Source organism: Acinetobacter sp. AOR18_HL (assembly GCF_027855145.1).
GTDB classification, from domain to species: Bacteria; Pseudomonadota; Gammaproteobacteria; order Pseudomonadales; family Moraxellaceae; genus Acinetobacter; species Acinetobacter pittii.
The window spans coordinates 1-15,474 of record NZ_JAKTIG010000062.1; the positions used below are offsets into that span (position 1 = coordinate 1).

Genomic DNA, 15,474 nt, shown 5'->3' on the forward strand with positions numbered 1-15,474 from the left:
TACCATTGCGTAGCAGGATCAAACCAAATGGCAATATTTCCACGATTAATGAGAGCTCGGTTATATGAAGACCAATTGGTTGTGCGATAAATTTTTGGTGTCGACTTATTCATTTGAAAATTATATTGTGGAATAAGCCTTTAGAGATAGGTTTGTGCAACAAAGCCCTAAAGCTTTTAAATTAGTGACCAGAAATTGTAATTGTAGAAGTACCAACATTAATACCTTGGATTTCCACATCACCAATTGAAGCAGCAGTATTTGAACCTAAACGAATACCCTGTGCATAGACATTCATGCCTTGAGCACTATTATTTTGAATTTTTAAGCCAGTCGGTACAACAGAAATATCTGCATTCACATCTAAGTTACCAGTTGTATTACCAGCACCACGGACCATAACTTTATCCAAGAAGATTTTACCACCGCCAGCGGCATCGTTAATACCTAGGTTAGATAGAGTTAAACCACCTTGTAAACTTGAATTTACTTTAATCATTGCACCTTGTGGCGTAGCACCTAATTGAACATTAGCTGAAATAGCGCCTAAAGATAAATCCAAACCAGAAAGAATTTCAGTTGGAGCAGCTTCTGTAATACCACGTACAGCAGTAGTTTCATTTAAAGTACCAGAACTACCAACACCAATAGAACCAACTTTTACATTAACTGCCCCTACATTTGCAGCAACGTTTAAAAACGCGCCATTTGTAGCAGATGCACCAACGCTATCAATTTTAAGATCCAATAGATTCTGTGTCGTATCTACCTGCGTAAGGGTTATCGCTTTACCGCCAGTTGCCGTTGTACCTGTGATTGTAATTGCACCTGCAGTTGCTGCAGCACCAGTAATACCAGTAGCAGGATCCAAACCATCATTGTCATGAATAAATAATTTATCGATAGAAATACCGCCAGTACCTAAAGCGATACCGATATTAATACCATCTTGACCAGTAGCAGCACTAAGCGCAGCATCGTCCATTGACTGCATTGCCATTGCATTTGCACTGATAGCTAAAGAAGAAACTAAAGCAAGTTTAGTAAACATTTTCATTGAGCACTCTCCCAAGAGCATTTATTTTTTGACTTAACCACTCTATTGTCTCAAGTTGCATTTTTCTTTATATGGCAACCGAAACTTCCAGTCCTTGAGTAGTTTTGCTTAGCAATTACTAAATTACATCTACGTTAATTTTTGTTCAACTAGTGTTGTGCATTTTTTGCCAATTACCCGACAAACGGTACACTCAAGTTTTTCTACACAAACCTTGCTAAAAACAATAAATTCTCAGTTAAAATTTCGTTCATTTTATCAGCAAAAAGTTTAGTACTTAAAAGACTTTCTCCTGATGAAGTACAACTTATAGTAAACTAACTACTCTCTCATTAAACACTCTTTTATTTAAAAATGTCTCAGTTAAAGAAAAAAATCTCTTTATATAGTAAAAATGCTGCCGATATTTTAAAAAAATTAGATGGTTTAACTGGGCTTATTTATTTAAATGACAACAACAACCCAACTATTGGATTTCTTCCGCAAGATTATATTATTATTCAAAATGAAAATTATTTAGAATTTGAGCGCCAAAATTTTAACGAATATAAAAATAGATCAAAATCAAATCAACTTTTAAATTTCATTCAATTTAAAGAAAATAATTTAAGTAAAGATATTAAATCAACAACAAGTTTTATAGGTGGTTATATTGGTTTTATCAGCTATGATTTCAGTGCGCATCAATTTATTAATGGGCAAAATCATATACAACCTTCTTTATTCCTAGGTCAATATCGATCTTTTTTAAAATATATAGATAATGATTGGTATTTTTTTAGTGATGAAGAAAATGCAATTGATCTATTCTCATATATTGAAAATAAAATAGAGAATTTTGGTTCCAATAACTCTAAAAATACATTTGAATTAAAAACCACTATTCAACCAAGATGGTCTAAAAAACAATATTTCGATGCTTTCTATAAAATACAAGAATATATTAAGGCTGGAGATTGCTATCAAATTAATTTAACCCAAGAGTTTAAAGCTAAATTTTCAGGATCCTTATTAAATAAAGCTAAAGATTTATGGCAACTTACAAATGCTCCATATGCAGGTTATTTAAAATTAGATGATTTTGAATTATTAAGTTGCTCTCCCGAGCTTTTCATCGAGTTCAATCAAAATAAACAAATTAAAACTAGACCTATTAAAGGCACAATGCCTCGCTATGAAAATGCAGAAAAAGATTTTATTTCTAAACAAACCTTAAAAAACTCTCAAAAAGACCAAGCAGAAAACGTGATGATTGTCGATTTATTACGTAATGATTTGAGCATTTATGCCAATACAGGATCTGTAAAAACAACAAAATTATTCGAGATTGAAAGTTTTAATCAAGTACATCACATGGTAAGCGAGATCGTTGCGACTCTTAAAGATGATATTAATCCTATGCAAATGCTGCTCTCTGCCTTACCAGGAGGTTCAATCACAGGAGCTCCCAAAATTCGGGCAATGCAGATCATTGAAGAGCTAGAGGAAGCTTCAAGAGGTGCATATTGCGGGACATTGGGTTACTTCAATTTTGATGGAACTGGTCGCTGGAATATTCTCATCCGTAGTTTTCAACAATATCAGAATCAGCTCTCTTTATGGGCAGGTGGTGGTATTACGATTGCATCAAATGCAGAAGCAGAATATCAAGAAAGTCTTGATAAAGTCTCTGCTATGCTGAACTTAATGAACAGCACAGCAGAGTAAAATTTAGAGAATATCTTCTTTTAATGTATGTACTAAACGCTCATTTTGCTCATCAGTTCCTACAGTAATTCGCAAGAATTGATTAATACGAGGCTTATTGAAATAGCGCACAATAATGCCCTGCTCACGTAATTGCTGTGCAAGCTGACCTGCATCATGCGATGGATGTGAAGCAAAAATAAAGTTTGCTTTAGAAGGTAAAACTTTAAAGCCCAAAGCAGTTAATTCATCTACTAACTTTTCACGACTAGAAATAACTTTTTGACATTGTTCTTCAAAATAAGTTTGATCTTCAAAAGAGGCTACCGCTGCTGCAATTGCAAAACGATCAATAGGATATGAGTTAAAGCTATTTTTGACAGCTTCAAGTGCAGCAATTAAATGAGACTGAGCAATCGCGAAGCCAACGCGTAAACCCGCAAGAGAGCGAGATTTTGAAGTTGTTTGGCACACAACCAGATTCTCATAGCGATTTACTAAACTCACCGCTGATTCTGCACCAAAATCAACATAAGCCTCATCAATGACAACCACTCGATCTGGATTAGCTTTTAAAATTTGTTCGATTTCTGCTAAGCCTAGTGCAATACTTGTTGGAGCATTAGGGTTTGTAATAATAACCCCACCATTTGGTTGCACATAATCTTTAACTTCTATCTCAAAATTATCATTGAGTGGGATTTCTTTAGTCTTTGTACCAAAAAACTGACTATAAACTGGATAAAAGCTATAAGTGATATCTGGATAAAGAATTGGTTCATCTTGAAGAAAAAATGCTTTAAAAATATGAGCAAGTACTTCATCTGAGCCATTACCAACAAAAACTTGCGAAACTTCAATATCTTGTTGCTTAGCAATCGCATGTTTTAATGCCGTAGCATCTGGGTCTGGATATAAACGCAATGCATCAGCCTGATGAGTTAAAACAGCTTGAACTGCTTCAACTACTTTTGGTGATGGCGGATATGGATTTTCATTTGTATTGAGCTTCAATAAATTCTGAATTTTAGGCTGTTCACCAGGAACATACGGCTCTAACTCACGAACTTCTGGACTCCAAAAGCGCATTTGTGCTGTAGATAAAGTCATGGTCTTATCTCAAAAAAGGGCTGAAAACCAGCCCTGAGTAATAATTAAAAAACTACAAGGTTTATAAGCTTATTGATAACGATAGCGAGCTGAGCGTGCATGGGCATCTAAGTTCTCTTGAACAGCCAATATATCTGCTGTCTTAGCTAACGATTTGACTCCATCTTTCGAACACATAATTAAGCTCGAACGTTTTTGGAAATCATAAACACCTAATGGAGAAGAAAAACGAGCAGTTCCAGAGGTCGGTAATACATGGTTTGGGCCTGCACAATAGTCACCAATTGCTTCAGGTGTATAGCGCCCCATGAAAATTGCTCCAGCATGGCGAATATCTTCACTCATAGCCTCGGCATCATCTAAGCAAAGTTCCAAATGTTCTGGTGCAACTTGATTAATCAAATCAATTGCTTCTGCACGGTCCTTTACTAATACCAAAGCACCACGGTTTTCAATCGAAGTTCTCGCAATGTCTGCCTTTGGCAATTCATTTAAATGCTTTTCAATTGCCAACTCTACCGCATTAAGCAAAGCTTCATCAGGAGTAATGAAAATAGCTTGAGCAACTGTGTCATGTTCAGCCTGAGATAAAACATCCATAGCTAACCAATCTGCATTATTTTCACCTTCTGCATATACTAAAATTTCAGAAGGTCCAGCAATCATATCAATACCAACCTGACCAAATACAGCGCGTTTGGCAGCCGCCACAAAACGATTTCCAGGGCCAGTAATTTTATCTACAGGTGGAATAGTCTGAGTACCATAAGCAAGAGCTGCTACAGCTTGAGCTCCCCCAATAGTGAATACTCGACTCACTCCTGCAAGGTAAGCCGCAGCTAGAACCAATGGATTTAATTCACCGTTTGGTGCAGGAACAACCATAATAATTTCAGGTACACCAGCAACATGGGCTGGCACTGCATTCATTAAAACTGAAGACGGATAAGAGGCTAAACCACCTGGTACATAAATACCCACACGGTCTAGAGGTGTGACTTTTTGTCCTAATGTATTACCCAAATCATCTATATAAGTCCAGCTCTCTTGTTTCTGAGCTTCATGAAATGAACGAATACGCTTTGCTGCTAACTCTAGAGCATCACGAATTTCTGGGCTTAAATTATCAAAAGCAGTTTTAAGTTGTTGTTGAGATAATTCTAAATCTGAAAATTGATGCGCAGGATGTCTATCGAACTGTTGAGTAAGCTTCAAAACATGATCATCACCATGCTGACGAACATCAGCAATAATTTGATCTACTGTTTGCACTAAATTAAGATCATTTACAGTTTCAAATGCTAAAAGCTCAGCAAAAACCTGTTTGAAGTTCTGATCTTGAGTCGATAAACGTCGCATCAATTTACCCACAAGGCGAAAAAGAAAAACCAAGTTTACTCTTTTTCTAAGCGCTTGTGGGCATCATCTGAAGCAACTATCACAAAAGCATGATGGGAAATTGCTTTTAACGTGATTGAACAGCTTGCTCAAGCTGTGAAATGATTGGATTTAATAGAGTTTGCTTACGTTTAAAACTAGCTTTATTTACAATTAAACGTGAAGAAACTTTGCAAATTTCCTCTAATGGCTCAAGACCATTCGCTCTTAGCGTATTACCAGTGTCGACCACATCGACAATGTAATCACCCAAACCCACCAAAGGCGCTAACTCCATAGAACCATAGAGTTTGATCACATCGACTTGCTCACCTAAGCTTGCATAATACTGACGTGTAAGATTGACGTATTTCGTGGCAATTTTTAAACGGCCTTTTGGACGTTCCATTCCCACTTTACCAGCAGTCATTAATTTACACTTAGCGATTTTCAGGTCAAGTAGCTCATATACATGCTGAGCGCCATGTTCCATCAACACATCTTTGCCTGCTACACCTAAATCTGCTGCGCCATTTTCTACATAGGTAGGCACATCAGATGCACGTAAAATCAAAATACGTACTTGCTTATGCGTAGTAGGAAAAATCAGTTTGCGGGACTTTTCCGGATCTTCGAGCAAATTAATACCCGCTGTAGCTAGTAAAGGTAACGTCTCTTTTAAGATACGTCCTTTACTGAGTGCCAAGGTCAAACCATGATCAAAATTGCCCATCACATCAAAATTAGGATCATCGTTTCTTACATCATTCATTAACTTACTCGCTTAATTTTGGCACCTAAACCTTGAAGTTTCTCTTCGACATGCTCATAACCACGGTCAATATGGTAGATACGGTCAATTAAGGTATCTCCTTCTGCCACTAAAGCTGCCAAAACTAGAGAGAACGAAGCACGCAAATCTGTTGCCATTACAGGTGCAGCCTGTAAAGTTTCTACTCCAGTCACGACAGCATCATGACCTTCAACCTGAATATTAGCACCCATGCGTGACAATTCAGGAACATGCATAAAACGATTTTCAAAAATCGTTTCAGAGATAGTTGCAAATCCACGACCAATAGCATTTACAGCCATAAGCTGAGCTTGCATATCTGTTGGAAACTCTGGATGTGGCAAAGTTCTAAAACTTACAGCTTTAGGGCGTTTGCCTAACATATCAAGTTCGATCCAGTCATCACCACGAGTGACTTCGGCACCCATTTCTTCAAACTTATCCAAAACAGATTCAAGTAATGCAGGGTCGGTATGTGTAGTTTTGACACGACCGCCCGTAATTGCCGCAGCAGCCAAATAAGATCCCGTTTCGATACGATCAGCTACCACAGCATATTCACAGCCATGCAAACTTTCTACTCCAGTTACAACAAGAGTATCAGTATCAAGTCCTTCAATCTTAGCGCCCATTTTAATGAGCATTTGAGCAAGGTCAGTGATCTCAGGCTCACGAGCTGCATTACGAATAGTCGTAACACCATCAGCTAGTGCAGCAGCCATCAAGATGTTTTCAGTACCGCCAACGGTAACCATATCAAAAACAACTTCGCCACCTTTTAAACGACCTTCAACTGAAGCATGGACATAACCATTTTCAACTTCAATATGTGCACCTAAAGCTTCTAAAGCTTTTAAATGTTGATCAACTGGACGTGATCCAATTGCACAACCACCTGGTAAAGAAACTTTCGCATTACCGTAACGCGCTAATAATGGTCCTAAAACCAAAATTGAGGCACGCATTGTTTTTACTAGCTCATAAGGAGCAAACTGATTATCTAAAGTAGAGGTATCAGCTTTTACTGTGTCATTTTCATAGCCGATTGTAACCCCTAAACCACCAATCAACTTGACCAAAGTATTTACGTCTTTAAGATTTGGAACATTAGTGATCGTAATTGGAGAGTCTGCAAGAATAGTTGCAGCAAGTAATGGTAAAGCTGCATTTTTAGCACCAGAAATGCGCACTTCCCCGTCGAGCTTAACACCACCCGTAATTAAAAATTTATCCATTAATATTTAAGCTCCGAAAAGGCTTGCTTTACGCCATTCATCTTTGGTCATTGCACGAATTGTTACCGCGTGAACTTCGCCACTTGCAATATAAGTATATAATGGTGCATAAACTAATTGTTGGCGAGCAACAGTACGCTTACCGTCAAATTGATCATCCACAATACGGAGGTCAAATTTTCCGGCCTGTCCGCTCACCGCTACTTCCGCTTCAGGGAAAGCTTCTTTTAAAATTTGAGTGAGCTGTTCACTATTCATTGCAAAGACCTCTGACACAACCTAAGGTGTAAAACGAAGTATTTTACTATAACTTTTTCAAAGAATTCAGTACGTGTTTATATTTTATCAATAAAAAAGAGGCTATGTTTCAAGCCTCTTTCAATTATATAAAACTTATTAAATAGAAACAGCAACTTGCGAATAAGTGCACTGCATTTTCCGATATTTTAATAATTGTTTTTTTAATTTTTCAGTTAGTTTTTTAATTGAAGTATACATATCATCAGCAGTTGCCTGAGCAAACAACTCAATTCCCGGCAATCTTACAATAGCCTCTGCAACATGGTTCGAACTACCTTTATGAGAGCGCTTATCAATTTGATGATCTTTTGTTAATTTAATCTGCATACTATTCACCTGATCTAAGTGTTTTGTTAACTGATTAAATTTTGATTTAATATTTTCTTCTATAGCTGGTGTAATTGCTAAATGATGTCCACGAATCGTTATTTGCATAATTCTATCCCTCACCTTTTTTAGGTTATCTAAAGAAGAACTAAAACGATTTAATGCTATCAAAAAGAAAACTTAGAACAATTAAACCATTTTAGTTACTCTCTTGGTGAAAATGAAATTTCATTATTTCGTCATAATGAATCTCTAGAATAGCCATACTTCAAAATTCAGATCAAGACTTTTCTTTCAGACGACGAAGGAATATGTAACGATTCTCGATATTTTGCAACCGTTCTTCGAGCCACTTCAATTCCCTCATCCTTTAACAATGTAGCAATTACATTATCTGACAAAGGCTTACGTGGATTTTCGTTGGCGACTAGTTTCTTAATCATTGCCCGAATTGCGGTGGAAGATGCCTCTCCCCCTGCTGTTGTTCCTACATGGCTAGAGAAAAAATATTTCAACTCAAATAGACCACGAGGCGTAAGCATATATTTATTTGTAGTTACACGAGAAACTGTAGATTCATGCAATTCGACTTCTTCTGCCACGTCTCGAAGAACTAGCGGCTTCATCGCTTCCGGGCCTATTTCCAAAAAAGCTTTTTGATGCTCTACGATACAAGAAGCTACTTTTAATAACGTTTTATGCCTTTCATCAATACTTTTGATAAAGTTTTTCGCCTCAAGCATTTGGTTACGTAAATATAAATTATCCTCACTCTGATCTGCTCTACGAATCATACTAGAGTAAAAAGAATTAATTCTTAATTTAGGAAGTACATCTGGGTTTAGCTGAACCTGCCAATGTAAATCTTTTTTTGAAACCACTACATCGGGAATTTGATAATCAGATTCTTGCTTATCAAAATCCATACCAGGATAAGGTTTTAACGTTTTTAAAAGATTGATTGCAAATTTTAATTGGTCTTTCGTTAAACCAGTTTGTTTGAGCAATTTATTAAGATCATTGGCTATCAAAAGCTCATAATACTGCAATAGATTTTTTGCTTCGTTTAGATATTCAACATCTTTCGGTAGAAATTCGAGCTGTACCTTTAAACATTCCGCTAAATTACGTGAACCAATCCCTAAAGGATCAAGTCGTTGAATGTGTTTTAAAACAACTAAAACCTCATCTTCTTCGATCTCTTCCTCAATATCCATTTCATTCAATAATTGTTGTGCCGCTAAAATTATTTCTTCAATTTCAGCATCTAAAAATCCCTTATCATCTAATGCATCAACAATACAATAAGCAATTAATTGATCTATTTTAGAAAAATGCAAAAGGTTAACTTGTTCTAGAATATGTTCCTTTAGCGACAATTGAACTTGGCGATTATCTTCTCGCTCTTCAAATTCTGGAGTAGCCAAAGCTGTTGATTGATGGGTATAAACATCATCCCACTCTGTATCAACAGGTAAATCATCAGGTAAATGATCTGCATTTAGCTCAGTCGTTAAGTCATCCGATTCTTTATTTTCTAATGCAGCCAGACTCTCCGTTAGTGATTCTTCTTCTATTTTTTCAAGTAAAGGATTACTATCTAGTTGAATCTGAATTTCCTGTTCAAGCTCTAAACTAGAGAGTTGTAACAAACGAATCGCCTGCTGCAATTGAGGTGTTAACGATAGAGAATTCGCTACTTTCAATCCAACAGATAATTTCATATATTTCATTTTCCATAAAACAAGCAAAAATCATGCCTATTCAATATTTATAACATATAGTCTCCATTTGTCATACATATCCAACTGAAATTTGCAGAAGAAAAAAGAGATTTTTCCAATTATAAAAATAATCTTATTAAATTAATTCTATCAAACATAGTTCTCAAATAAAGTCAGACGCGAAATCTTGTTATAAAAAGTTAATTAGGAGGAGGTAGTTCTCTTTTAATTTTGTTTAATTGATTACCCTTCGATTGTATAGTTTTTCTATTAAATTTAAAAACTCAAGTCATAGTTTAATTTTATGTTTATTTCCCACACATATATTTTTTCTGCCCCAATAAAAAACACCCCCATTCATTGGAACGGGGGTGTTTAGAATAATGAGCTGGCGATGACTTACTCTCACATGGGTAACCCCACACTACCATCAGCGCTAAGAGGTTTCACTTCTGAGTTCGGGAAGGGATCAGGTGGTTCACTCTTGCTATGGTCGCCAGCACAACTGGTATGGATACTTGCTTCGTTTTATTCACTGTGTGATACGTTGCGTTTTCCAAATCTTTACAGATGGGCTGATTGGTCTGATTTTTCGTTGTTCATTTTAGCTAGTAGTATAACTAAATCAAGTTGCTTTGCATGTTTATGAATCGATTGATGCTTCATATACAACTGCTTGGGTGTTGTATAGTCAAGCCTCACGAGCAATTAGTATTGGTCAGCTTCACATATCACTATGCTTCCACATCCAACCTATCAACGTCCTAGTCTCGAACGGCTCTTTAGAGGAATAAATTCCTAGGGAAATCTTATCTTGAGGTAGGCTTCCCGCTTAGATGCTTTCAGCGGTTATCCCTTCCGAACATAGCTACCCGGCGATGCGACTGGCGTCACAACCGGTACACCAGAGGTTCGTCCACTCTGGTCCTCTCGTACTAGGAGCAGATCCTCTCAAATTTCCAGCGCCCACGGTAGATAGGGACCGAACTGTCTCACGACGTTCTAAACCCAGCTCGCGTACCTCTTTAAATGGCGAACAGCCATACCCTTGGGACCTGCTTCAGCCCCAGGATGAGATGAGCCGACATCGAGGTGCCAAACACCGCCGTCGATATGAACTCTTGGGCGGTATCAGCCTGTTATCCCCAGAGTACCTTTTATCCGTTGAGCGATGGCCCTTCCATACAGAACCACCGGATCACTAAGACCTACTTTCGTACCTGCTCGACTTGTGGGTCTCGCAGTTAAGCGCGCTTTTGCCTTTATACTCTACGCGTGATTTCCGACCACGCTGAGCGCACCTTCGTACTCCTCCGTTACTCTTTAGGAGGAGACCGCCCCAGTCAAACTACCCACCAGACACGGTCCTCGTCCCGGATAACGGGACAGAGTTAGAACCTCAACATTACCAGGGTGGTATTTCAAGGACGGCTCCATTGGAACTAGCGTTCCAACTTCAAAGCCTCCCACCTATCCTACACAAGTAAGGTCAAAGTTCAGTGTCAAGCTGCAGTAAAGGTTCACGGGGTCTTTCCGTCTAGCCGCGGGTACACTGCATCTTCACAGCGATTTCGATTTCACTGAGCCTCTGCTGGAGACAGCGCCGCCATCATTATGCCATTCGTGCAGGTCGGAACTTACCCGACAAGGAATTTCGCTACCTTAGGACCGTTATAGTTACGGCCGCCGTTTACTGGGGCTTCGATCAAGAGCTTCGCTTACGCTAACCCCATCAATTAACCTTCCAGCACCGGGCAGGCATCACACCCTATACGTCCACTTTCGTGTTTGCAGAGTGCTATGTTTTTAATAAACAGTTGCAGCGGCCTGGTTTCTGCGGCTGTCGTCAGCTCAGGAAGCAAGTTCCATCACCAACAACAGCGTACCTTCTCCCGAAGTTACGGTACCATTTTGCCTAGTTCCTTCAGCAGAGTTCTCTCAAGCGCCTTGGTCTACTCGACCTGACCACCTGTGTCGGTTTCGGGTACGATTCCTGTGTAACTGAAGCTTAGAGACTTTTCCTGGAAGCATGGTATCAGCCACTTCACTGTACAAGTACAGCTTGCTATCGGATCTCAGTATAGAGTACCCCGGATTTGCCTAAGATACATACCTACATCCTTCCACCTGGACAACCAACGCCAGGCTGACTTAACCTTCTCCGTCCTCTCATCGCATTACACAGAAGTATTGGAATATTAACCAATTTCCCATCGACTACGCCTTTCGGCCTCGCCTTAGGGGTCGACTCACCCAGCCCCGATTAACGTTGGACTGGAACCCTTGGTCTTTCGGCGAACGGGTTTTTCACCCGTTTTGTCGTTACTCACGTCAGCATTCGCACTTCTGATACCTCCAGCATACTTCTCAATACACCTTCATCGGCTTACAGAACGCTCCCCTACCACTTGACTAATGTCAAATCCGCAGCTTCGGCACATAGTTTTAGCCCCGTTACATCTTCCGCGCAGGCCGACTCGACTAGTGAGCTATTACGCTTTCTTTAAAGGGTGGCTGCTTCTAAGCCAACCTCCTAGCTGTCTATGCCTTCCCACATCGTTTCCCACTTAACTATGATTTTGGGGCCTTAGCTGGCGGTCTGGATTGTTTTCCTCTTGACTACGGACGTTAGCACCCGCAGTCTGTCTCCCGGATAGTACTCATAGGTATTCGGAGTTTGCATCGGTTTGGTAAGTCGGGATGACCCCCTAGCCGAAACAGTGCTCTACCCCCTATGGTATTCGTCCGAGGCGCTACCTAAATAGCTTTCGGGGAGAACCAGCTATCACCAGGCTTGATTAGCCTTTCACCCCTATCCACAAGTCATCCCCTGGCTTTTCAACGACAGTGGGTTCGGTCCTCCAGTTAGTGTTACCCAACCTTCAACCTGCTCATGGATAGATCGCCTGGTTTCGGGTCTATACCCAGCAACTAAACGCCCTATTAAGACTCGATTTCTCTACGGCTCCCCTATACGGTTAACCTCGCTACTGAATATAAGTCGCTGACCCATTATACAAAAGGTACGCAGTCACACCACGAAGGTGCTCCCACTGCTTGTATGCATGCGGTTTCAGGATCTATTTCACTCCCCTCACAGGGGTTCTTTTCGCCTTTCCCTCACGGTACTGGTTCACTATCGGTCAGTCAGGAGTATTTAGCCTTGGAGGATGGTCCCCCCATATTCAGACAAGGTTTCACGTGCCTCGCCCTACTCGTCATCATTATGTGTGCCCTTTCGTGTACGGGAATATCACCCTCTACGTTCGCACTTCCCAGAGCGTTCCACTAAAACACACATAACTTAATGGGCTGATCCCCGTTCGCTCGCCGCTACTGAGGGAATCTCAATTGATTTCTTTTCCTAAGGGTACTGAGATGTTTCACTTCCCCTCGTTCGCCTTGCAACACTATGTATTCATGTTGCAATACCTACCTTAAAGTAGGTGGGTTCCCCCATTCAGAAATCTCCGGATCAAAGGATATTTGCCGCCTCCCCGGAGCTTTTCGCAGGCTATCACGTCTTTCATCGCCTCTGACTGCCAAGGCATCCACCACATGCACTTAATTACTTGACTATACAACCCCAAACAGTCGTCAACACCTACAAGTGAGTGTTGTCCGTGCGATTCTTCATCGCTACTATCTGTTGTCTGTGTACTTAAACACTGTACAGCTTCAATCTAAATTCATATACCAAAACGCTTGATTCAGTTAATTTGCTAGTTCTCAATTCATCTAGATTAATTGCTTAATCTAAACTCTTGAGTGAACAATTTATTTCAGACTCAATTTTGCCAATCTGTTAATGAATAAACACGCCTTCGTCAGGTCATGCTTAATACCGTGATACTTAAATCACAGAAGTTAATAAACCAAGACCGAAATCTCTATTTACTAATTTCTGTAATCCGAACTTCTCTTAAGTTCTGGTGGAGACTAGGAGAGTCGAACTCCTGACCTCCTGCGTGCAAAGCAGGCGCTCTACCAACTAAGCTAAGTCCCCAGCTTACATCATCAGTCATGTATCTTTTATCTATAACTTCAACCAGTCAAAGTCATGGTGGGTCTGACAAGACTTGAACTTGTGACCCCACGCTTATCAAGCGTGTGCTCTAACCAACTGAGCTACAGACCCTCAGATACATCTATGAAGAACAACTTGTTGTGGATTCTTACCAATCGTCAATCTTTCGTTAAGGAGGTGATCCAGCCGCAGGTTCCCCTACGGCTACCTTGTTACGACTTCACCCCAGTCATCGGCCACACCGTGGTAACCGCCCTCTTTGCAGTTAGGCTAGCTACTTCTGGTGCAACAAACTCCCATGGTGTGACGGGCGGTGTGTACAAGGCCCGGGAACGTATTCACCGCGGCATTCTGATCCGCGATTACTAGCGATTCCGACTTCATGGAGTCGAGTTGCAGACTCCAATCCGGACTACGATCGGCTTTTTGAGATTAGCATCCTATCGCTAGGTAGCAACCCTTTGTACCGACCATTGTAGCACGTGTGTAGCCCTGGCCGTAAGGGCCATGATGACTTGACGTCGTCCCCGCCTTCCTCCAGTTTGTCACTGGCAGTATCCTTAAAGTTCCCGACATTACTCGCTGGCAAATAAGGAAAAGGGTTGCGCTCGTTGCGGGACTTAACCCAACATCTCACGACACGAGCTGACGACAGCCATGCAGCACCTGTATGTAAGTTCCCGAAGGCACCAATCCATCTCTGGAAAGTTCTTACTATGTCAAGGCCAGGTAAGGTTCTTCGCGTTGCATCGAATTAAACCACATGCTCCACCGCTTGTGCGGGCCCCCGTCAATTCATTTGAGTTTTAGTCTTGCGACCGTACTCCCCAGGCGGTCTACTTATCGCGTTAGCTGCGCCACTAAAGCCTCAAAGGCCCCAACGGCTAGTAGACATCGTTTACGGCATGGACTACCAGGGTATCTAATCCTGTTTGCTCCCCATGCTTTCGCACCTCAGCGTCAGTGTTAGGCCAGATGGCTGCCTTCGCCATCGGTATTCCTCCAGATCTCTACGCATTTCACCGCTACACCTGGAATTCTACCATCCTCTCCCACACTCTAGCTAACCAGTATCGAATGCAATTCCCAAGTTAAGCTCGGGGATTTCACATTTGACTTAATTAGCCGCCTACGCGCGCTTTACGCCCAGTAAATCCGATTAACGCTTGCACCCTCTGTATTACCGCGGCTGCTGGCACAGAGTTAGCCGGTGCTTATTCTGCGAGTAACGTCCACTATCTCTAGGTATTAACTAAAGTAGCCTCCTCCTCGCTTAAAGTGCTTTACAACCATAAGGCCTTCTTCACACACGCGGCATGGCTGGATCAGGCTTGCGCCCATTGTCCAATATTCCCCACTGCTGCCTCCCGTAGGAGTCTGGGCCGTGTCTCAGTCCCAGTGTGGCGGATCATCCTCTCAGACCCGCTACAGATCGTCGCCTTGGTAGGCCTTTACCCCACCAACTAGCTAATCCGACTTAGGCTCATCTATTAGCGCAAGGTCCGAAGATCCCCTGCTTTCTCCCGTAGGACGTATGCGGTATTAGCATTCCTTTCGAAATGTTGTCCCCCACTAATAGGCAGATTCCTAAGCATTACTCACCCGTCCGCCGCTAAGATCAGTAGCAAGCTACCTCTCTCCGCTCGACTTGCATGTGTTAAGCCTGCCGCCAGCGTTCAATCTGAGCCATGATCAAACTCTTCAGTTAAAATCATTTTGTACCTTATTTAAAGACAAGGTACCAATTCTGGCTCATCAATTACTGACTTAAATTTCGCTCAAATAAACTTCGAGTAATTTAAACCAATCAATCAATGAAAATTATTTCGATTAATCAA

At 40.7% G+C, this 15,474-nt stretch carries 9 protein-coding genes, 2 tRNA genes, 3 rRNA genes and 1 pseudogene; 1 reads left to right on the forward strand and 14 read right to left on the reverse strand.

The features are described 5' to 3' along the window. Positions 1-113, reverse strand: a pseudogene (locus tag MKL51_RS16030) (IS5/IS1182 family transposase); the annotation flags it as partial. Between the two features lie 68 nt (positions 114-181). Further along, complete coding sequence (gene filA / locus MKL51_RS16035) at positions 182-1,057, reverse strand: putative pilus system protein FilA (RefSeq protein ID WP_017481236.1); 876 nt, start codon at positions 1,055-1,057, stop codon at positions 182-184. 354 nt (positions 1,058-1,411) lie between these two features. Here filA and MKL51_RS16040 point away from each other — a divergent pair, with 354 nt between their 5' ends. Next, positions 1,412-2,764, forward strand: a complete 1,353-nt coding sequence (locus MKL51_RS16040; protein WP_017385832.1) for an anthranilate synthase component I family protein — start codon at positions 1,412-1,414, stop codon at positions 2,762-2,764. A 3-nt stretch (positions 2,765-2,767) separates the two neighbouring features. Here the strand turns inward: MKL51_RS16040 and hisC are convergent, their stop codons facing one another. From hisC to MKL51_RS16100, 12 genes are all read right to left on the reverse strand, one after another. Continuing rightward, entirely contained in the window at positions 2,768-3,853 is a 1,086-nt protein-coding gene (gene hisC, locus MKL51_RS16045) for a histidinol-phosphate transaminase (RefSeq protein WP_017481235.1), read from the reverse strand. Positions 3,854-3,922: 69 nt separating this feature from the next. Continuing rightward, a complete protein-coding gene (gene hisD / locus MKL51_RS16050) occupies positions 3,923-5,212 on the reverse strand; it encodes a histidinol dehydrogenase (RefSeq protein ID WP_017481234.1) in 1,290 nt (429 codons plus the stop codon). A gap of 106 nt (positions 5,213-5,318) precedes the next feature. Then, positions 5,319-6,002 (reverse strand): ATP phosphoribosyltransferase, encoded by a 684-nt coding sequence (gene hisG, locus MKL51_RS16055; protein ID WP_005071248.1) that lies wholly within the window; start codon positions 6,000-6,002, stop codon positions 5,319-5,321. After that, positions 6,002-7,258 (reverse strand): UDP-N-acetylglucosamine 1-carboxyvinyltransferase, encoded by a 1,257-nt coding sequence (gene murA, locus MKL51_RS16060; protein ID WP_002115380.1) that lies wholly within the window; start codon positions 7,256-7,258, stop codon positions 6,002-6,004. The genes hisG and murA overlap by 1 nt, the downstream gene beginning before the upstream one ends. A 6-nt stretch (positions 7,259-7,264) precedes the next feature. After that, positions 7,265-7,516 (reverse strand): BolA family iron metabolism protein IbaG, encoded by a 252-nt coding sequence (gene ibaG, locus MKL51_RS16065; RefSeq protein WP_017481233.1) that lies wholly within the window; start codon positions 7,514-7,516, stop codon positions 7,265-7,267. A 138-nt stretch (positions 7,517-7,654) separates the two neighbouring features. Beyond that, the gene (hpf, locus tag MKL51_RS16070) at positions 7,655-7,993 is read right to left on the reverse strand and encodes a ribosome hibernation-promoting factor, HPF/YfiA family (RefSeq protein ID WP_005071251.1); all 339 of its coding nucleotides are present in this window, start codon (positions 7,991-7,993) and stop codon (positions 7,655-7,657) included. 167 nt (positions 7,994-8,160) lie between these two features. After that, positions 8,161-9,609 (reverse strand): RNA polymerase factor sigma-54, encoded by a 1,449-nt coding sequence (locus MKL51_RS16075; RefSeq protein WP_017481232.1) that lies wholly within the window; start codon positions 9,607-9,609, stop codon positions 8,161-8,163. 386 nt (positions 9,610-9,995) lie between these two features. Next, positions 9,996-10,110 (reverse strand): 5S ribosomal RNA (rrf, locus tag MKL51_RS16080). A 186-nt stretch (positions 10,111-10,296) separates the two neighbouring features. Then, positions 10,297-13,187 (reverse strand): 23S ribosomal RNA (locus MKL51_RS16085). Between the two features lie 352 nt (positions 13,188-13,539). Further along, positions 13,540-13,615 (reverse strand) — tRNA-Ala (locus tag MKL51_RS16090). Between the two features lie 55 nt (positions 13,616-13,670). Then, positions 13,671-13,747 (reverse strand) — tRNA-Ile (locus MKL51_RS16095). Positions 13,748-13,806: 59 nt separating this feature from the next. Continuing rightward, positions 13,807-15,344 (reverse strand): 16S ribosomal RNA (locus MKL51_RS16100). The 16S, 23S and 5S rRNA genes sit together here with 2 tRNA genes alongside, the layout of an rRNA operon. Positions 15,345-15,474: the final 130 nt, after the last annotated feature.